The following is a 17,324-nucleotide window of genomic DNA, read 5'->3' on the forward strand; positions in this document are numbered from 1 at the left end:
TCTGGAGGCCGCTCGGGGCGGCTCAGCGTCGACGCCCGCGCTTGGGGGGGCCCAGGCGTGCCCAGGCCTGGAGGTGATCGATGGCGGCGAGGAGCTGGGCGTCGTCGCCTGCCGCCGCCCGGGCGGGGCTCGGGGCGTCGTCGCTGGGCACCCCGGGGCGGCCGAAGTCCTGGGGGCGCAGGTGCTTGGGAGCGGCGCGCTCCGGCTCGAGCTGCGGGCGGCTGTCGACGTACTCGGCGCGCAGCGGTCCGACCATGACGTCGGGGGCGATGCCGCTGGCCTGGATCAGCCGGTCCGCCGGGGTGTAGTAGAGCGCGGTGGTCAGCTTGAGCAGCGCGCCGCCGCCGAGCTCGAAGGGCGCCTGCACGGAGCCCTTGCCGTAGCTGCGCTCGCCGATGATCAGCGCGCGGCGGTGATCTTGGAGGGCGCCGGCGACGATCTCCGAGGCCGAGGCCGAGCCCTTGTTGATGAGCACGACCAGGGGGAGATCTCGCTCGGTGCGAGCGAGGTGCGCGCGGGCCTCGTCGAGGAGCGCTCCCTGGCGCCCGCGGGTGCGCACGATGACGCCCTCGGCGATGAAGATGTCGGCGATCTCGATGGCCTGATCGAGGAGCCCGCCGCCGTTGTCTCGCAGGTCGATGGCCACGCCCGAGAGCGGCTCGCCGGCCGCGTCGGCGAGCTCGCCCAGCTCGGCCAGACCGGCGCGCAGCTCCTTGGCGCTCGAGGCCTGGAAGTCACGCAGGCGCAGCACACCCATACCCTCGCCGAGCCAGCGGACCTCGACCGCCGGCGGATCCACGATCGCCCGGGTCACGGTCAGGGCCTGGGCGGGGGCGTCGTCGCGGAGGTAGCTGAAGCGCACCTGCGTGCCGGGGACGCCCCGCATCACGGTGACGGCGTCGAGGAGATCGCTGTAGTGGGAGATCGGCTCGCCCTCGATCTCCACGATCCGGTCGCCGATCTTCAGGCCGGCGCGCTCGGCCGGGCCGCCGGGGATCACGTCGTCGATGTGCAGGACCAGGCGCTGCTCGCCCGAGGCCGCGTCGGCGTGCGCGGAGGGGATGGCGCTCTCGCCCTGGCCGGCGGCGAGCTGGGCGTCGGCCTGCGCCTGCTGGTCTGTCGCGTTCGTGCCCTGCTCAGCCTGCTCAGGCTGGTCAGGGGCGGGGGCGATCGGCTCGCGGCGCAAGGTCACGACCAGGCCGACCCCGCCGAAGCGCCCCTCGGTGTCCTCGCGCAGGAGCTTGGCCTGCTCGGGATCGAGGTAGTAGCTGTGCGGGTCGAGGTCGTCGACGAGGCCGCGCAGGGCCGCGTCGATCAGCGCCTCGCCGTCGACGGGGCGCACGTAGTACTGCTCGATGATCGCCAGCGAGCGGGCGAAGCGATCGAGCTTGCGGTAGCGGGAGTAGTCGGCCGGGGCCTCGCCGACCGGCTCGACGGCGGGGCGGACCACCGCGTCGTCCGGGTTGTCTGGGTTGTCCTGGTCTTCGCTCGGCGGCGCCGCGCCGGCCTTGCCCAGGCTCAGCCCGCCCGCGAGCCCCAGCGCCAGGCACAGGCCACCGACGACTACAGTTCCCCGCGCGCCTCGCTCGCTCATCCGGGGGAGTGTACGCCCCGCGCTCGCCAAAAACCGGCGCTCCCGCAGGGATCGTGATATCGGCCAGACATGGCCTCTGCGAGCCAACCGTCGGCCGTCGAGCGGCCCAGGAACCCGATCGCCACGATCTTGTTGCTGGCCTGGGTGGTGATCGCCTGCGCGCTCTTCTTGCTCGCGTCACCCCCGCCGAGCGCCCCCGTGGAGCCCCCCGAGGCCCCGGCGATCCGCCAGCGCACGGCCGAGTGGGCCGAGCGCGACGCCGAGGACTGGCAGCGCGAGGAGGGCGACCTGACCATCCCCTGGGACCAGGCCGAGGGCCACCTGGCGATCGTCGTCGACGACGTCGGCCGCGAGCTCGACTACTTCGACAAGCTGCTGGCGCTGCGCTTCCCCCTGAGCTTCTCGATCCTCCCGGGAGCGGTCTACGCCCAGGGGGTCGCCGACCGCCTCGACGCGGATCCGCGCCGGCCTCGGGAGATCCTCTTGCACCTCCCCATGGAGCCCCTCGACGCCACCCACATGCAGAGCGGAGACGACGCGCGGGAGGACTTCCTGCGCGCCGCCGACGATCCCAAGACGCTCCAGGCCAAGCTCGAGGCGGCCCTGGTCGTGGTCCCCGACGCCGTCGGCGTCAACAACCACATGGGCTCGCGGCTGACCACCGACGCGCGGGCGATGGCGGCGCTCATGCCGACCTTGCGCGCGCGCGGGCTCTACTTCTTCGACTCGCGCACGCACCCCGAGACGGTGGCCGCGACCGAGGCCGAGCGCGCTGGCGTGGCCACGATCTCTCGCAAATTTTTCCTCGATCACGAGCCGGGCAAGCCGGCGATCCGTCGGGCGCTGGCGCAGGCCGCCGAGTCCTCGCGCCATGAGCCGACGGTGGTGATCGCCCACCCCTCCATGGATGTGGTCGAGGTACTGCGTGACGAGCTGCCGCAGCTGCACCGCGGCGGTGTCGGAATCTACCCGCTCTCGCGGTTGATCGCGGCGTCCCGCTGACTCCCTCCGCCAACTCGGGCGGGATCGAGCGAGCTCGCCAAGACGGTGCTGATGTCCAGTGATCGCGTGGCGCTCACCCCGGGACTGCAGGAAGGGCGCAAGGCGAGAGTGGCCCCCGTTGCGCCTCGGTGCGCCTACACGGCCCACCTACCTCCTCCGACAAATGCGCCTTGACAGCTTTGGGCCGCCATCAATAGCCTAGTAGGACATTGGGCGTGAGGCTCATCATCGAAGACCTCGAAGGCTCGACTACGGTCGTTCCCCTCGGCGACGAGGAAGTGACCATCGGCCGCAAGGATCACAACACGATTCAGCTCACCGAGCAGAACGTGTCGCGTAGCCATGCCAAGTTGATCTTCAAGGAGGATGCCTGGTCCATCCAGGACCTCGACTCCTACAACGGGGTCAAGGTCAACGGCGTACCGATCGGCGAGGCCACGCTGCTCGCCGAGAACGATCTGATCCAGATCGGGGACTACCACCTCACGCTCACCGACGACGTCGACCGAGCGACCGTCGACATCGAGCGGCCGCGGGCGGCCAACGACGGCATGGGCTCGAGCTCCACGGAGCTGCCTTCGGTGTCGGTCGAGGACCTCGAGCCGATCCGCCCGGCGAACATGGACGCGGCCACGGCCAGCGCCGCGCTGGGCTACCACCAGGGGCAGGCCGAGGGCGAAGAGGAGCGCAAGGGCAAGGGCGGGCTGATCGCCGTCGGCCTGCTCGCGCTCGTGGCGATCATCGGCGTGAGCGTGTGGGCTCTCGGCGGCGGCGGTGGTGAGGGCGAGCAGAGCTCGGGCGTGGCGACCAGCGATCCCAAGGCGAGCGCCGGCGGTGAGGCTGGCGACGCTGGCCCTGATGGTGGCGGTGGCGATGGTGGTGCGGCCGCCGACGCAGGCGAGGCCGCCCTCGACGAGGGCGTCGCCGAAGCGGGCGCGGTCGCCTCTGCCGGTGAGGACGAGGCGGTCGCGGACGAGGGCGACGACGAAGAGATCATCGAGGACGACGCCGAGGACAGCGACGGGGACGAGGTCATCGAGGACGACGAGCCCTCGACGAACTCGACCAAGAAGAAGTCGACCAAGAAGTCGAAGTCGCGGACCAAGTCGTCGCAGCCCAAGAGCTCGGGCCTCAGCCCCGACGCGGCCCTCGACGCCGCGCGCAAGGCCATGGTCGGGGGGAACAACAGCAAGGCCTACTCCCTGGCCAAGGAGGCCTACGACGGCGGCAAGGGCAACGAGGCCCTGAGCCTGATGGGCGTGACGGCCTGCAAGATGGGCAGCAAGTCCAAGGCCAAGGCGGCCTACAAGAAGCTGCCGCAGTCGAAAAAAGAGATGCTCGAGAAGGTCTGCGGGCCGCTCGGCATCGAGCTGTGACGCCGGGGCCGGCCCCGAGTCAGCGCTCGCCGGACGAGCCTCGCTGGTCGCCGGTCGAGGCGGCGGGTTCGCGCGGGCTCGCGGCGCGCGGTAAAAGTTCGGCATGAGCGACCTCAGCACGCTGCGTCTGCGCGACGGTGAGACCATGCCGGCCTTCGGCCTCGGCACCTGGAAGTCCAAGCCCAAGGAGGTCAGCGCGGCCGTCGAGGCGGCGGTGCGCATGGGCTACCGGCACATCGACTGCGCGGCGATCTACGCCAACGAGGACGAGGTCGGCGAGGGCCTGCGGCGCTGCTTCGAGGACGGCGTCGTTCGCCGCGAGGACCTGTGGATCACCTCGAAGCTGTGGAACGACTGCCACGGCCGCGACGAGGTCGTGCCGGCGCTGCGCGGGAGCCTCGAGCGCCTCGGCCTCGACTACCTCGACCTCTACCTGATCCACTGGCCGGTGGCCCACCGCCACGGCGTGCTCTACCCCAAGACCCACGACGACCAGATCCCCCTGGCGACGCTGCCCCTGGCCACGACCTGGGCGGGCATGGAGGACGCCAAGGCGGCGGGCTTGAGCCGGCACATCGGGGTGTCCAACGTCCACGCCGCCAGGCTCGAGGCGCTGCTCGACGCGGCCGAGCGCGTGCAGCCGGAGGTCAACCAAGTCGAGCTCCACCCCTACCTGCCCCAAAACGCGCTGGTCGAGCTGTGCAAGCGGCGGGGCGTGGTCGTCACGGCCTACTCGCCGCTGGGCTCGGGGGATCGCAACGCCGCGCTGCGCAAGCCCGACGAGCCCAAGCTGCTCGCGGACCCGGTGGTCGCGGCCGTGGGCGAGCGCCGCGGGCTGAGCCCGGCGCAGGTGCTGATCCGCTGGGCCCTCGACCGCGAGACCGTGGTGATCCCCAAGTCGGTCACGCCCGAGTACCTGCGCCAAAACCTCGCGGCGGCTCGGGCCGAGCCGCTCTCGGCCGAGGACATGCAGGCCCTCGCCGACCTGGGCGAGACCCAGCGCCGCTACGTGCTCGGCGACTTCTGGGCGCTGCCCGGCGGCAGCTACTCCGTCGCGGATCTCTGGGGCGAGTAGGGCTCACTTCGCGGGCTCCCAGGCCTCGTACTTGTCCGCGGGGCCCGGCCCGGCGAAGACCTGGAGGGCGACGAGGGCCTCGGGTCCGCCGCGGAAGCCGACCTCGGCGTTCGCCGGCATGTAGATCGTGGTCCCGGGGGAGACGGGGTACTCCGCGCCATCGATGGTCACGATCCCCTCGCCCTCGAGCACGTGGATGAACTCCTCGGTGGGGTCGCGGTGGAGCGGGACCTCGGCGCCGCCCGCCATGCGCAGCAGGCCGAGGTAGGCGTTTTGGCCGCGGGCGAGGTGCGTGACCGTGGCGGCGCCGCTGGGCGAGGTGGCCGTGGGCGCCTCGCTCAGGGCGAGCACGGTGGCGGGCGACTCGGCAGCGTCGGACCCGGGCGTCGAGCTCAGGGGTCGCTCGGTGGCGTCCTCGAGCGGCCCGCTGCCTGTCGCGTCGGCCTGCGTCGTGGCCGAGCTCTGCACGGCCACGGTCGCGCAGGCGCCGAGGATGAAAGCGCTCATGGGTGTCAGCCAGGACATGCGCACAGTGCGACCATATCCATGGTGCTTCGGTGATCACGCAATAGATTCACCGATAGAAAAATTTGTAACTCATGACTTGTTCAATAATAGAAATAAATGTCGAGATTTGAGTTTCGGCGGGAAATCCTTCATGATGCCCTGCAAGTCATGGCTATCATTCCTCATACACACTCGCAGAAAATCCTCGTACCTCTCGCGTTCCTCTCGTTCCTCGTGTTGCCCCTCGCCGGGGCCCAGGCAGGGCAGCCCGAGGTCCAGGCCGGGGAGGAGCAAAACCCCGCGGTCTGGGGTGGGAGCGAGACCGAGTACTGCGCGTGGCCGACGACGGTGCAGGTGACGGGCAACGGCTCGCTGTGCTCGGGCACGCTGATCCATCCCCAGGTGGTGATGTACGCGGCGCACTGCGAGGCCGAGGACAAGGTCGTGCGCTTCGGGGACAGCAGCGCGACCCTCAAGACCAAGCAGGTCGAGTACTGCGAGGTCTACGACGGCTGGACCGGCAGCCAGACCAACGACTGGGCCTACTGCGTGCTCGCCGAGCCGATGACCGACATCCCGACCACGCCCGTGGGCTACGGCTGCGAGGTCAACGAGTACCTCTACAACGGCCAGACCGTGGCGGTGGTCGGCTTCGGCAACGACTCGGGCGAGACCGGGTCCGGGCGCAAGCGCTGGGCGTTCACGACGATCTCCAACCTGCAAAACGGGCGCTTCGACGTCGGCGGCAGCGAGCAGCCGACGATCTGCTCGGGCGACTCGGGCGGCCCGGCCTTCATCCGCCACGATGACGGCAGCTGGCACGCCTACGGCATCGCCTCGACCAAGAGCGCGGGCACCTGCAACTCGGCCAAGGGCACCCACTCCAACGCCGTCTACGCGGTCCAGTGGATCGAGCAGGACTCGGGCATCGACGTGACGCCCTGCCACGACTACGACGGGACGTGGAACCCGACCGAGCTGTGCGGCAACTTCTCCGACGCCCAGCCGGCGCTCTCGGGCGGCTCGTGGCCCACGTGGTGCAAGGACACCACGGCCATCGAGTGGAGCGGGGGCTGCGGCTCGACCTTCTACGACGAACACTACGAGGCCAACCCGCCGACCCTCGAGTTCAGCGTCCCGACCGACGGCCAGGTGTTCAGCGAGGTCCCCGCGGCCATCGACATCACGGTCCTCATCCAAGAAGACAGCGACCTGCCGCTCGAGACCAGCTTGAGCATCAACGGCGAGGCGGTCCCGGGCTACTCGGACACCAACCCGGCCGTGTGGGCCGGGGGGCAATTCCCCGCCGGCGAGTACGAGCTCTCGGCGACGACGGTCGACTTTTGGGGCAACGAGGCCTCGGCGACGGTCCACTTCAGCGTCGACGAGGACGACGGCTCGGGTGACGAGGTCGGCGACGAGGGCGGCGACGAGGGCGACGCGACCGGCGGCGACGACCTCGGCGGCGAGGGCGGTGAGGGCGGCGTGGACTCGGGGGGCTGCGCCTGCGCGAGCACCGACGACCGTGACCTCGGCGGCGGTGCGCTGGGCCTGCTCGGCCTGGGCCTGCTCGGCCTGGGCCTGCGCCGGCGTCGAGGCTGAGCCGGTCGAGCGCCGCTCGACTGGTCGAGTGGCGCTGGGCTGGTCGAGCGCCGCTGGCCGGTGATGAGATGATGGTGTGGGGGTCTGGGCGCGCGCTCAGGTCCCCACGCTGAATTCCACGGCCACGCGCAAGGTCAGGCTCCACCCGGGCTCGTCGGCGAAGTAGCGCAGCAAGCTGGTGTACTCGCGGTAGCGGGCGTTGAGCAGGTTGGCCCCGGTCAGGCTGGTGCGGACCAGGTAGTCCTGGCCGGGAAATTCCACGCCCACGCTGGCGCCGAGCAGCACGTAGTCCTTGGGCGGGTCCGCGAAGTCGGCGTCGGGATCGTAGCGGCGCTGGCGGGCCACGTAGGTCCCGTCGATCTCCAAAAAGCCGTTCGAGGTCACCGAGAAGTCGGCCCAGTTCCAGCGCCCCGCGACGCGGTAGCGATCGGCGGGGATCAGCGCGAGGTAGCCGCCCGTCTCGAGGTCGATGGCGCGGACCCAAGCGGCGTCGCCGGACAGGGACAGGGGCAGGCGCGGGGCGTCGAGCTCGAAGCTCAGCTCGCCGCCGCCGAAGAGCGCGTCGGTCGGCTCGAACACGAACACCGGCAGCGGCCCGCGGGTGGTGCAGGTCAGCGGCGCGCACTGACCCTCCTGGGGCTCGGGCTTGAAGTAGATGTAGTCGTCGATGTAGTTGGCGTAGGCCGAGCCCTCGACGTAGAGCCAGGTGCCGGCGTAGACCAGGTTGGTCGCGCCGCCCCAGGTCCGCTCGACGCCGATCCGCGAGTCGCCGAGGCCGAGGATTGGGAACGAGGGCGCGGCCCCGTTCATGAATTGTTCGTCGATGGCGGGGATCCGCGCCGAGGAGTTGAGGTCGACGCGCCAGCTCAGCTCGGGCACCCGCGCGAATGGCCGGGTCAGCACGCCGGCGCTCGCCGAGGGGGTGTGGAAGACCTTGCGGCATAGCGCGCCGTCGTCGTCGGTGCGCTCGCAGGCGTCCGCGTCGAGGCGCTCGCCGGCGAGCTGGCCGAGGTAGTCGCGCTCGTTGAGGCTCGCGCGGCGATCGAGGCCGTCGTAGCGCGCGCCGAGCTCGAGCTCGACGCGCTCGGCCACGAAGCGCTCGACCACATAGACCCCGCCGTAGGCCTGGCGGTAGTCGGGGATCAGCGTGGTCGCGGCGGTGAAGGCGTTTTGCTGGTGGCTGAAGCTCGCGCCCACGTCCCCGACCAGGACCCAGTCGCGGCCGAGCTCGACGCGGGGGTGCTCGTAGTCGAGGTCGACGCTGTGCGTGGCGAGCTGAAAGGTCAGCTGCGGGCCGTCGATGTTGCTGCGGACGATGTCGTACTCTTCGCGGTCGTTGAACTGGTAGGCGTAGGTCGCGTGCAGCTCTCCGCCCGCGCCGAGGTCGACGCGGGTTCGGGCCATGGCGAGGTGATGCCAGTAGGCCTGGAGTGGGCGCTCGATCGGGAATTCTGCGGTGTAGAGTTCGGAGGCGACGGGCTGCCTGGCCGAGACCGCGGCGTCGAACTCCTCGGGGGTCGACACGCGCAGGCAGGTGCAGATCCCGGCGCGGGTGCGCAGCAGCCGGTAGCCGGCGGTGAGGTCGAAGCGGTCCCCGAGGTAGCCCGCGCGCGCGCCCACGTTCCAGCTGAGGTCGCCGGTGTTGTCGAGGGGATAGTCCGGGGTCAGGGCTGCGCGGTGGCGGCCGACGTTGCCCTCGACGCGCCACGCGAAGCCCGGGAGCCGGGCGGGGGCGTGGTCGAAGCGCGCGGCCAGGCCCCCGCCCAGGGGGTTGCTGCCGCCGACGGTGCTGACCTCGCCGGCGACCCCCGGGGCGCGGGGCAGCGGCCGCGGCTCGACGAGGACCACCCCGCCGATGGCGTCGGGGCCAAAGCGGGTCGTGGCCGCGCCCTTGATCACCGTCAGCCGCCCGGCCGCGTAGGGGTCGACCTCGGGGGCGTGGTCGAGGCCCCACTTTTGACCCTCGTGGCGGATGCCATCGAAGATGATCAGGTTGCGCCGGCCGATCTGTCCGCGGATCACCGGCTTGCCCATGCCGCCCGCGGGCCCGCGCAGGGTCGAGACCCCCGAGACCTGCTCGATCGCGTCGGACAGCCCGACCCCGCGGGTCTGGGCGAGCTCGGCCCCGGCGATCTCCTCGCTCGCGCCCATGTAGTGCTCGTCGTCGTCGTGCACGACGATCACTCGCTCGCTGTGGTGGGCGTGGAGCGGGGCGAGGTAGATGGTGGTGTCGACCCCTGGTGCGACGAGATCGACGGTGCGCTCGTCGGCCTCGTGCTCGCCGACGCGCACGGACACGTGCAAGGTCCCGGTGCACAGCCCGTCGACGTGGACGCGGCCGTCGGCGTCGGTGCGCACGCGCAGGGCGTCCGTTTGACCGCGCGGGTGCAGCTCGACCTCGGCGTCGGGCACCCCCTCGTCGGTGTCGGCGTCGACGATCAGCCCGGTCCAGCTCGCCTTGTCGACGCAGCGCGCTTCGCCTGCCTCGGGGCGCGGCTCACCGGCGTTCGCAGGCGCGCGCGCGCTGGGGACCTCCTCCCTTCCTTCGGTCGCTCCTACTGGGGGAGCGAGGACGGCGAGCGAGGAGGCCGCCAGCAGCGCGAGCGCGAGCGCGAGCATGGATGGCTAGGGGACGACGTTCAGCTCGAAGGTGACGTCGACATCGACGTCTCCGGGCAGCGCGTCGCCTGCGGCGAACAAGGAGGGCAGGTCCGCCGACTTCTGCGGGCTGCCGTTGAGCTCCGGGAGGTGGCGGAGCATCACGCGCAGCTCCGAGCTGCCCTCACCGGTAGCGGTGATGGTGTTGTACAGACCCACGGGCAGGTCGTCGCCGACGAGGTTTTCGGTGTAGTCCGACTCGACGTCGGCGTAGGCGTGAGTCACGAACGGGGAGGCCGTGCTCGAGGCGGGGCCCTCGACGCCGTCGCCAGCGATGAACACGAAGTGGTCCTCGGCCTCTTCGCGGATCTCCTCGGTGATGTCCTCGGCGGGGCTCTCGAGCTCGTTGAGAAAGCTCAGCTCGAGGGTGTAGGTCATACCGGCGACCAGGTTGATCGCCTCGGCGGTGCCGGACATGCCGCCGTCGCCGTCGGAGTCGAAGAAGGTGGCGACCACGGGGTCTCCACCGGCGTCGGGCGTGAAGGTCAGCTCGACGGTCGAGATCACCTCGGTCTCGTGGTTGTGGTCGTCGTGATCCTGGTCTTCGACGCAAGCGAAGGCCAGGCTCACCGCGATGATCAGCGGTGCAGCCTTTTTCATGGTTGGCGATGCTTGAGGAAGTCCTTCACTTCGTCAAGGTGTACACAGCTATTCGATACTTGAACAGTTGCTCGACTATCGGGGGGGGCGGACGCTCAATCGCCCGAAAGGGGCCCGGGGTCGAGGTCGAACACCCGTCCGAGGTAGCCCTCGTCGGTGGGCGTGGGGGCCCCATCCGGGTCGGCGTCGGAGGTCCGCGCGATGCGCTTGGCCATGCGCTGCTTGAGCTCGAGCTGAGCCTGGCGCGCGATCTGGATGCGCTGGGCCTGGGGTGAACCCGCGCCGTGGAGCGACTCGGTCAGGTAGCCGACGGCGTTGCGGCCCATGGTCATGTTCTCGATCAGCCGCAAGATCCGCCAGCGATCCTCGACCTCGACGTCGGCGCGGGTCGCCAGGTACTTGCGCAGCGCGGGCCCGACCGCCTCCGAGTCGAGGTCGGCGGCGGCCGGCAAGGTGACGACCAGGCCGCCGGCGAGATCCTGGGCCAGGCGCCCGAGCTCGTAGGGCAGCTTGGTGACGTGGTGCTTGCAGACGTTGGCGAGCATGTCGTCGTTGAGGTAGCAGCCCGAGGGCGTGGCCTGGGCCTGGGTCGAGGACGCGATCCCGGTCGCGTAGATCGTCTCGTTGAGGTGGGTCATCTCGACGAGCTTGTCGCGGATGTGCGAGGCCTTGGGCACGCCGTTTTGCTCGGCGATGGTCGCCGCCGCGCCGATCAGCACGTCGCCCACGCCGCTCTTACACACGTAGCTGCGCCGGTGGTAGCAGGTGAAGCGCTCGACCAAGCTGGCGGCGAACTCGGTCTCGCCGTTCATCAGCACGCGCTCCCAGGGCACGAACACGTCGTCGAAGATCACCAGGGCCTCCTGCCCGGCGTAGCCCGGGTTGCCCTGGTCGAGGCCGCGGCCGGCGGGCTCGAGACTGCGGGTGTCGCAGGACTGGCGGCCGTAGACGAAGGTGATCCCCGGCGTGTCCACCGGCATCGCCGCGACCACGGCCCAGTCGCGGTCGGCGGGGCTCAGGCGCATGGTCGGCATCACGATCAGCCAGTGCGAATTGATGCACCCGGTCTGGTGAGCCTTGGCCCCGCGGATCACCACGCCGTCCTCGCGGCGCTCGACCACGCGCAGGAACAGGTCGGGGTCGTGCTGCTCGTGGGGGGCCTTGGCGCGGTCGCCCTTGGGGTCGGTCATCGCCCCGCCGATCACCAAGTTGTAGGTCTGGACGTGCTCGAGCAGGCGCAGCAGCCGGGCGTGGTACTCGCTGCCCGTGGCCGCGTCGATGTCGTAGGTGACGGAGTGCAGGGCGTTGATGGCGTCCATGCCCACGCAGCGCTGAAAGCAGGTCCCGGTCAGCTGACCGAGCTTGCGCTGCATCTTGTTTTGCAAGACCAGGTCGCGGGAGCTGCCCGCGACGTGCAAGAAGCGGTTGATGGGTTTGCCGGTGATCGAGGAGCGGGCCGTGGCCAGCTCGGGCTCGCGCGAGGCGAGCTCGTAGGTCTCGGCGACGGCGTTGATCGAGGGGCGGATCACCGGGTGGTCGACGGGCTCGGCCACGCGCTCGCCCATGAAGAAGACCCGAAGATCGCGGCCGCGCAGGCTCTCGATGTAGTCGGCGCCGGTGCGGATCGGCGCTCGCGGGGATCGTGCGGACATCGCACGAGTATACCCGGCGGACCCCGGCGTGCGCTGTCGGCTCGCAGCTCGATCAGCGCCCGCTCAAGAAGGACAGGCGCTGAAAGATCGGCTCGGGCAGCCAGCGGACGACGAGCATGATCCACCACCAAAATCCGGGCACGTAGACCGCACGCCCGCGCCCGGCGAAGCCACGATCGATGCGCGCCGCGGCCCGCTCGGCCGTGGTGAAGAGCGCGTTTTTGGGGTGGTCGTGGGTCATGGGCGTGTCCACGGGGCCGAGCCTGAAGTCGTAGACCCGCACGCCGCTGGGGTACAGGCGGCTGCGCACGCCCTCGAGGTAGCGGCTCAGCCCGCCCTTGGCCGCGCCGTAGGTGTAGTTGCGCGGGCGCCCGCGCTCGCCGGCCACGGAGGTGATCACCCCGACGCGCCCGCTGGCCTGGGCCTCGCAGCGCGCGGCGATCTCGAGCAGCAGGCTGACCGGGCTGAGCAGGTTGGTCCGCAGGCTGGCGAGGGCCTCGTCGAGGTCGGTCTCGGAGCGCAGCTGATCCCCCAGGTAGCCGTGGGCGATCAGCACGAGGTCGAAGCCGCTCAGGCGGGCGTGGGCGCTGGCGACCAGCGCGGCGTTTTGAGCGAGCGCGTCGAGGTCGGCGCTCGCCCAGCCGACCACGCGCTCGCCAGCCGCGTTCAGCTCGTCGACGAGGGCGGCGAGGCGCTCGCGGTTGCGGGCGATCAGGTAGAGCTGGCTGCCGCGCTGGGCGTGGAGCCGGGCGAAGGCCGCGGCGATGGCCGAGGTCGCACCGATGATCAGGACGCGCTCACTCACGGGGGCGCGAGCATAGCCCGGCGAGGCGGCGCAGGTGCAGGCTCCAGACGATGACCCACAGGCCAAAGCTCGCGCGGCAGATCGCGGTCGCGGTGACGCCGAGCTGCTCGGGGAAGGTGCCGGCGAGGGTCATCACGAAGACCGCGGCGCCAAAGCCCGCGAGGGCGCTGGCGTTGGTGCCCTCGTCGAGCGCGTGGGCGTCCTGGCGCACGGCGAGGCCAGCGAAGAGCGCGGCCATCGCGAGCACGAGGCCGAGGGTGTGCAGCCCGCCGAACAAGAGCTGCACGAGCAGCCGCAGGCTGTGCTCGTCGCCCGCGAGCTGGCCGAACATCGGGTAGATCAGCCGGCCTTGGATCACCACCAGGACCAGCCACAGGGGGGCGGCGCAGCCGAGCAGGCCAGCCGCGGCCACGCCCAGGCCGCGGCGCTGGCGGGCGAAGGCGTGGTGGAGGCCGAGGGCGAAGGGGACGAGGGCGCCCGTGCCGATGCCGGCGGCCTCGTTGGCGACGATCATCGGCACGCGCCCAGCCGCGACCCAGTCGGCGAGCGCGCCTGGATCGCTGGGGGGGAAGCCCGCGAAGAAGCTGGCGATCTCGTCGATGATGAAGAGCGCGCCCGCGATCAGCCCCGTGGTCGCGCCGAGGCGCAGGCGCGAGGGGTCGAGCAGGCCGGCCGAGCCAGCAGAGGTAGCCGAGTCAGCGGAGTTGGATGGGGCCGGAGGGGCCGGGGCGTCGCTCGTCATCGCTCGCGCCTCACTTCGTGGTCTTGAGGATGAACTCGGCGCCGTACTGCCCGAGGCGCTGGCCGCAGGTGTGGAAGCGCTGGGTCGGGGCCGGGGTGAAGAGCGTGGCCTCCTCCTCGGTCTTGACCTCGATCTCGTCGACGATCTGCCCGTCGATGGTGAAGATGAAGTGGGCCATCACCCGCGACGGCCAGGCGAACACCCCGGCGTAGACGCCCTCTTCCCAGTCGAGGTAGGTGACCGTGAGCTGCACGCCGCCGGCGGGGGCCTGGCCGAGCTCCACGGGGATGCCGAGCTTCTGGCTGAGGCCCTCGACCACGCCGATGTTCACGGAGTTCTTGGTGTCGAGGTAGGTCTGGCGGTGCTCGTCTTTTTCGCGGCTGTCGAGCCACTGCTGCTCGCTCATGTGCTTGTCGCTGATCGCGATCCGCGAGTAGTCGTACTGCACGTAGACCGCCTGCGCGCCGGACAGGGCCGAGGGCGGCCCCGACTGCTGAATGACCATGTAGTGCTGGCAGGCGCTGGCCATCGCAACGAGGCACACGAGCGCGAGCGAGGCCAGCCAGGAGATGCGGGAGGTGGGGACGAAGCGGGTTGCCATGAAGGGCGCAACTTATCAGCTTCGCAGCCGCGGCTCCTCGTCGCGACACCAGCGATCATTCTCGCAAGCCGAGCTACGCCTGCGAGCGAGGATTCGAACTCGCGGAATTATTCACCGCCGCGCGCCCTCGTTTGTTGTCCCCGGGGAGAGCCCGGCTTCGCGTGCACGCAGACGCAGCAGGCAGGCGCGCAGGGCATCGCCGAGGTCGCGGTAGGTGGAGACCTCGTCGAACTCGACGCCTGCGTCGACGAGGGTCATGGCGACCTTCGGGCTGATCCCACAGAACACCCCCTGGGCGCCGATCAGCCCCAGGGCACGGGTCATGCGGGCGAGGTGCTGGACGGTCTCGGTGTGAAACTCGGCGCCGGTGAGGTCGATGATCGCAAAGCGGATCGCCGACTCGGCGACGCGCTCGAGCAGCTCGTGGGTGATCTTCGCGCCGCGGGCGTCGTCGACGTCGCCGAGGATCGGCAGGCACAAGATCCCCCGCCAGATCTGGAGGATGGGCACCCCGAGGGCGTTGATGGTCTCGCGCTGGATGGCGATCAGCGCCTCGTTGCGCAGCTGCTCGCGCTCGCGCCGACGGTGCTCGGTCACGTCGGTGTGGACGCCGGCCATGCGCAGCGGCTTGCCCTGCGCGTCCCAGGTGGCCTGGCCGCGGGCGAGGATCTCTCGCCAGCTCCCATTCTTGGCGCGCATGCGAAAGTCGACGACATAGGGCACGCGGCGCTCGAGGTGGGCGGTGAGGACCGCCTGGATCTTGGCGCGGTCGTCCGGGTGGACGAGCTCGAAGAAGGCGCCCGAGTTCGACTCGAGGTCGTCCTCCGCGTAGCCGAGGATGTCCTTCCAGCGCCTGGAGAAGAAGGTCTCGTCGGTCGTGAGGTCCCAGTCCCATAGGCCGTCGTTGGTCGCCTCGACGACGAGCTGGATGCGGGACTCGAGGACGTCGAGGCGCTGGCGTAGGCGCTCGTTCTCCGCGCGTAGGCTATCGATGTTGTCGGTCATGAAGGGGGGCTCAGGGCTTCCCCCGTCCACGCGGCTCGGACTCGCGGGAGTCGTCGAGCAGGCTCTGCATCAACATGTCGTCCTCGAGTTCGCGGGGCTGACGGACGCGGGTGATGCCCATGGTCCCGAGGGCGTCCTCGAGGGTTGCGACGGTCTCGATGCCGCGCAGCTCGATGCCCATGGCCTCGAGGGTCATGGCGATCTCGGGGCGCATGCCCGAGAGCACTGTCTTGGCGCCCATCAGCCGCGCGGCCATGGCCAGGCGGGCCAGGACGGCGCACAGGTGGCTGTCGAGGGTCCACACGCCCGAGAGGTCGACGAGCACGCCGAAGCACTCGTCACGCTTGATGCGCTCGAGCACGTCGGTGACCAGGACATCTGCCTGGTCGTCGCTCACGTCGCCATGCAGGGGGACCAGCAGGCAGTCCCAAAGCGGTATGCAAGTCACGAAATTGTCCATGGCGGCTACCTCCGTCCGGCGCCCTTGGGGTACTCGAAGATGATCGTCACCTTGGTACCTTGCGAGCTCGTCTTGATGTCGAAGTGGTCAGCGAGGCGCTTGGAGCCGAGCAGGCCGCGGCCGAGGCCAGTGCGGCTGCGGTAGCGGCCTGCGAAGATCTCGTCGAGGTTCGGGATGCCGGGGCCCTGATCCTCGGCGACGATGATGATCTGCTCGGTGTTGGTGTCGACACGGAAGCGCAGCTCGCCCTCGCCGGCGTAGCGCGCGATGTTCCGGGCCAGCTCGCTGACGGCGGTGACGACCTTTTGCGCCTGATAGCCACGCAGGCCGACCAGGGTGCAAGTCTCGCGCGCAACCATGCGGGCATGGTTGAGGTCGGACTCGCTGCGGATCGGCACCGCGAGGACGTCGTCTCCGCCTTCGTCGCTCGGGTCCTTGGGTTCGTCGACCATTCGAGTAGGCCCGACGAGCGTACCCCAAGTCGGTGCTCATGCTGAACGTGGATTGTCGCCCCTGCCCAGGAGGTGGGCGAGGGGTCGGGCGCGCGACCGCGCACCCGCTCACCAGTCGATGATCGCCGAACCCCAGGTGAACCCTGATCCAAAGGCCGCCAGCGCGATCCTCATCCCGCGCTGAAGCGTCCCGTCGCGCTGGGCCTCGGCCAGCAAGATGGGGATCGTGGCGGCCGTGGTGTTCCCGTAGCGTTCGATATTGTGCGGCACTTTGTGCGCAGGGATGTTCAGCTTGCTGGCGACGTACTCGTTGATGCGCTTGTTGGCCTGGTGGAGCATGAACAGGTCGATGTCCTCGAGCGTGGACCTGGTCTCGCCCAGGGCCTGCATCAGCGCGCCGGCGAGCTTGATGACCGCGTGCTTGAAGACCGTGCGCCCGTCCATGTGCGCGAACAGCATGCTCGGTGGGATGTGACCCACGCCCTGCTCGTCGACCTCGACGAAGGGGAAGCGCGAGATGTCCCACAGCGGCTGCGAGAGCACGTCTGCGTGGGAGCCATCGGCGCCCAGCCAGACCCCGCGCACGCCGCGATCTTCCTCGCTGGCTTCGAACACCACCGCGCCCGCGCCGTCGCCGAAGAGCGAGGCGACCGTGCGTCCGCGGGTGCTCAGGTCGAGGGCGTGGGAGTGGGTCTCGGCGCCGACGAGGAGCACGCGTTTGTGCTGCCCCGAGCGGATCAGCGCGGTGGCGACCTGGGTCCCATACAAAAACCCCGAGCACTGGTTGCGGATGTCCAGGCAGGGCACGTAGCGCAGCGCGTCGCCGGCGGTCAGCCCGAGCTTGTCTTGGAGGTAGACCCCCGAGCCGGGGAAGCAGTGCTCCGGCGACAAGGTCGCGAAGATGATCATGTCGAGATCGCGCGGCTCGATGCCGGCGTCGGCGACGGCCATCTCGGTGGCCGCGAGGCCGAGGTCGGCGCTGCCGACTCCGTCGGCGGCGAAGCGTCGCTCGCGGATGCCGGTGCGCTGCTGGATCCACTCGTCGCTGGTCTCCATGCCATGTTCGCGGACGAGGTCGTCGTTGGTCACGACCCGCGGCGGCACGTAAAACCCGGTTCCGGTGATAATTGCGTTGACCACGGCTGACTCGCGGCGAACTCTAGCAGCCGCTGTCAGGCGCGGAAGTGCGAATC

General features: G+C 70.2%; 16 protein-coding genes. 4 read left to right on the forward strand and 12 right to left on the reverse strand.

All coding sequences use genetic code 11. From position 1 onward, the window contains the following. Positions 1–22: 22 nt before the first annotated feature. Positions 23–1,594 (reverse strand): S41 family peptidase, encoded by a 1,572-nt coding sequence (locus G6O69_RS13450; protein ID WP_172303901.1) that lies wholly within the window; start codon positions 1,592–1,594, stop codon positions 23–25. A 69-nt stretch (positions 1,595–1,663) separates the two neighbouring features. Here G6O69_RS13450 and G6O69_RS13455 point away from each other — a divergent pair, with 69 nt between their 5' ends. The 3 genes from G6O69_RS13455 to G6O69_RS13465 all read left to right on the forward strand — a co-directional run bounded on the left by G6O69_RS13455 (position 1,664) and on the right by G6O69_RS13465 (position 5,047). Next, a complete protein-coding gene (locus G6O69_RS13455) occupies positions 1,664–2,596 on the forward strand; it encodes a divergent polysaccharide deacetylase family protein (RefSeq protein ID WP_172303902.1) in 933 nt (310 codons plus the stop codon). 215 nt (positions 2,597–2,811) lie between these two features. Then, positions 2,812–3,972, forward strand: a complete 1,161-nt coding sequence (locus G6O69_RS13460; RefSeq protein ID WP_172303903.1) for an FHA domain-containing protein — start codon at positions 2,812–2,814, stop codon at positions 3,970–3,972. A gap of 103 nt (positions 3,973–4,075) precedes the next feature. Further along, on the forward strand, positions 4,076–5,047 hold the full coding sequence (locus tag G6O69_RS13465; protein ID WP_217909822.1) for an aldo/keto reductase: 972 nt from the start codon (positions 4,076–4,078) through the stop codon (positions 5,045–5,047). A gap of 3 nt (positions 5,048–5,050) precedes the next feature. Here the strand turns inward: G6O69_RS13465 and G6O69_RS13470 are convergent, their stop codons facing one another. Next, positions 5,051–5,554: a cupin domain-containing protein gene (locus tag G6O69_RS13470; RefSeq protein ID WP_172303904.1), complete on the reverse strand. Its 504-nt coding sequence runs from the start codon at positions 5,552–5,554 to the stop codon at positions 5,051–5,053. A 234-nt stretch (positions 5,555–5,788) separates the two neighbouring features. Between G6O69_RS13470 and G6O69_RS13475 the strand changes: the two genes are divergently transcribed. After that, positions 5,789–7,156, forward strand: a complete 1,368-nt coding sequence (locus tag G6O69_RS13475; protein WP_172303905.1) for a trypsin-like serine protease — start codon at positions 5,789–5,791, stop codon at positions 7,154–7,156. Positions 7,157–7,252: 96 nt separating this feature from the next. On the opposite strand, the gene G6O69_RS13480 is transcribed toward G6O69_RS13475, so the two are convergent. From G6O69_RS13480 to G6O69_RS13525, 10 genes are all read right to left on the reverse strand, one after another. Next, positions 7,253–9,775, reverse strand: a complete 2,523-nt coding sequence (locus G6O69_RS13480; RefSeq protein WP_172303906.1) for a TonB-dependent receptor — start codon at positions 9,773–9,775, stop codon at positions 7,253–7,255. A gap of 6 nt (positions 9,776–9,781) precedes the next feature. After that, positions 9,782–10,414, reverse strand: a complete 633-nt coding sequence (locus G6O69_RS13485) for a hypothetical protein (RefSeq protein WP_172303907.1) — start codon at positions 10,412–10,414, stop codon at positions 9,782–9,784. A 95-nt stretch (positions 10,415–10,509) separates the two neighbouring features. Continuing rightward, a complete protein-coding gene (locus G6O69_RS13490; RefSeq protein ID WP_172303908.1) occupies positions 10,510–12,066 on the reverse strand; it encodes a 4-hydroxyphenylacetate 3-hydroxylase N-terminal domain-containing protein in 1,557 nt (518 codons plus the stop codon). 52 nt (positions 12,067–12,118) lie between these two features. Beyond that, complete coding sequence (locus G6O69_RS13495; RefSeq protein WP_172303909.1) at positions 12,119–12,871, reverse strand: SDR family NAD(P)-dependent oxidoreductase; 753 nt, start codon at positions 12,869–12,871, stop codon at positions 12,119–12,121. Continuing rightward, positions 12,864–13,613, reverse strand: coding sequence for a hypothetical protein (locus G6O69_RS13500; protein WP_172303910.1), 750 nt, complete (start codon positions 13,611–13,613; stop codon positions 12,864–12,866). Before G6O69_RS13500 ends, G6O69_RS13495 begins: the two co-directional genes overlap by 8 nt. 10 nt (positions 13,614–13,623) lie before the next feature. After that, the gene (locus tag G6O69_RS13505) at positions 13,624–14,214 is read right to left on the reverse strand and encodes a hypothetical protein (protein WP_172303911.1); all 591 of its coding nucleotides are present in this window, start codon (positions 14,212–14,214) and stop codon (positions 13,624–13,626) included. Between the two features lie 111 nt (positions 14,215–14,325). Continuing rightward, positions 14,326–15,219 (reverse strand): PAS domain-containing protein, encoded by an 894-nt coding sequence (locus G6O69_RS13510; RefSeq protein WP_172303912.1) that lies wholly within the window; start codon positions 15,217–15,219, stop codon positions 14,326–14,328. 10 nt (positions 15,220–15,229) lie between these two features. Beyond that, positions 15,230–15,679, reverse strand: a complete 450-nt coding sequence (locus G6O69_RS13515; RefSeq protein ID WP_172303913.1) for an STAS domain-containing protein — start codon at positions 15,677–15,679, stop codon at positions 15,230–15,232. A 5-nt stretch (positions 15,680–15,684) separates the two neighbouring features. Further along, positions 15,685–16,131 carry an ATP-binding protein gene (locus tag G6O69_RS13520; RefSeq protein ID WP_172303914.1) on the reverse strand — a complete coding sequence of 149 codons (447 nt, stop codon included), beginning with the start codon at positions 16,129–16,131 and terminating at the stop codon, positions 15,685–15,687. Positions 16,132–16,239: 108 nt separating this feature from the next. Continuing rightward, positions 16,240–17,271, reverse strand: coding sequence for a beta-ketoacyl-ACP synthase III (locus tag G6O69_RS13525; RefSeq protein ID WP_172303915.1), 1,032 nt, complete (start codon positions 17,269–17,271; stop codon positions 16,240–16,242). Positions 17,272–17,324: the final 53 nt, after the last annotated feature.

It is taken from the genome of Pseudenhygromyxa sp. WMMC2535, from assembly GCF_011083025.2.

Bases quoted from the DNA above. Each gene is read 5' to 3' on its own strand.
- G6O69_RS13490 (WP_172303908.1), bottom strand. From the start codon at position 12,066: ATGTCCGCACGATCCCCGCGAGCGCCGATCCGCACCGGCGCCGACTAC.
- G6O69_RS13520 (WP_172303914.1), bottom strand. From the start codon at position 16,131: ATGGTCGACGAACCCAAGGACCCGAGCGACGAAGGCGGAGACGACGTC.
- G6O69_RS13500 (WP_172303910.1), bottom strand. From the start codon at position 13,613: ATGACGAGCGACGCCCCGGCCCCTCCGGCCCCATCCAACTCCGCTGAC.
- G6O69_RS13455 (WP_172303902.1), top strand. From the start codon at position 1,664: ATGGCCTCTGCGAGCCAACCGTCGGCCGTCGAGCGGCCCAGGAACCCG.
- G6O69_RS13450 (WP_172303901.1), bottom strand. From the start codon at position 1,594: ATGAGCGAGCGAGGCGCGCGGGGAACTGTAGTCGTCGGTGGCCTGTGC.
- G6O69_RS13480 (WP_172303906.1), bottom strand. From the start codon at position 9,775: ATGCTCGCGCTCGCGCTCGCGCTGCTGGCGGCCTCCTCGCTCGCCGTC.
- G6O69_RS13505 (WP_172303911.1), bottom strand. From the start codon at position 14,214: ATGGCAACCCGCTTCGTCCCCACCTCCCGCATCTCCTGGCTGGCCTCG.
- G6O69_RS13470 (WP_172303904.1), bottom strand. From the start codon at position 5,554: ATGAGCGCTTTCATCCTCGGCGCCTGCGCGACCGTGGCCGTGCAGAGC.
- G6O69_RS13465 (WP_217909822.1), top strand. From the start codon at position 4,076: ATGAGCGACCTCAGCACGCTGCGTCTGCGCGACGGTGAGACCATGCCG.
- G6O69_RS13515 (WP_172303913.1), bottom strand. From the start codon at position 15,679: ATGGACAATTTCGTGACTTGCATACCGCTTTGGGACTGCCTGCTGGTC.
- G6O69_RS13510 (WP_172303912.1), bottom strand. From the start codon at position 15,219: ATGACCGACAACATCGATAGCCTACGCGCGGAGAACGAGCGCCTACGC.
- G6O69_RS13485 (WP_172303907.1), bottom strand. From the start codon at position 10,414: ATGAAAAAGGCTGCACCGCTGATCATCGCGGTGAGCCTGGCCTTCGCT.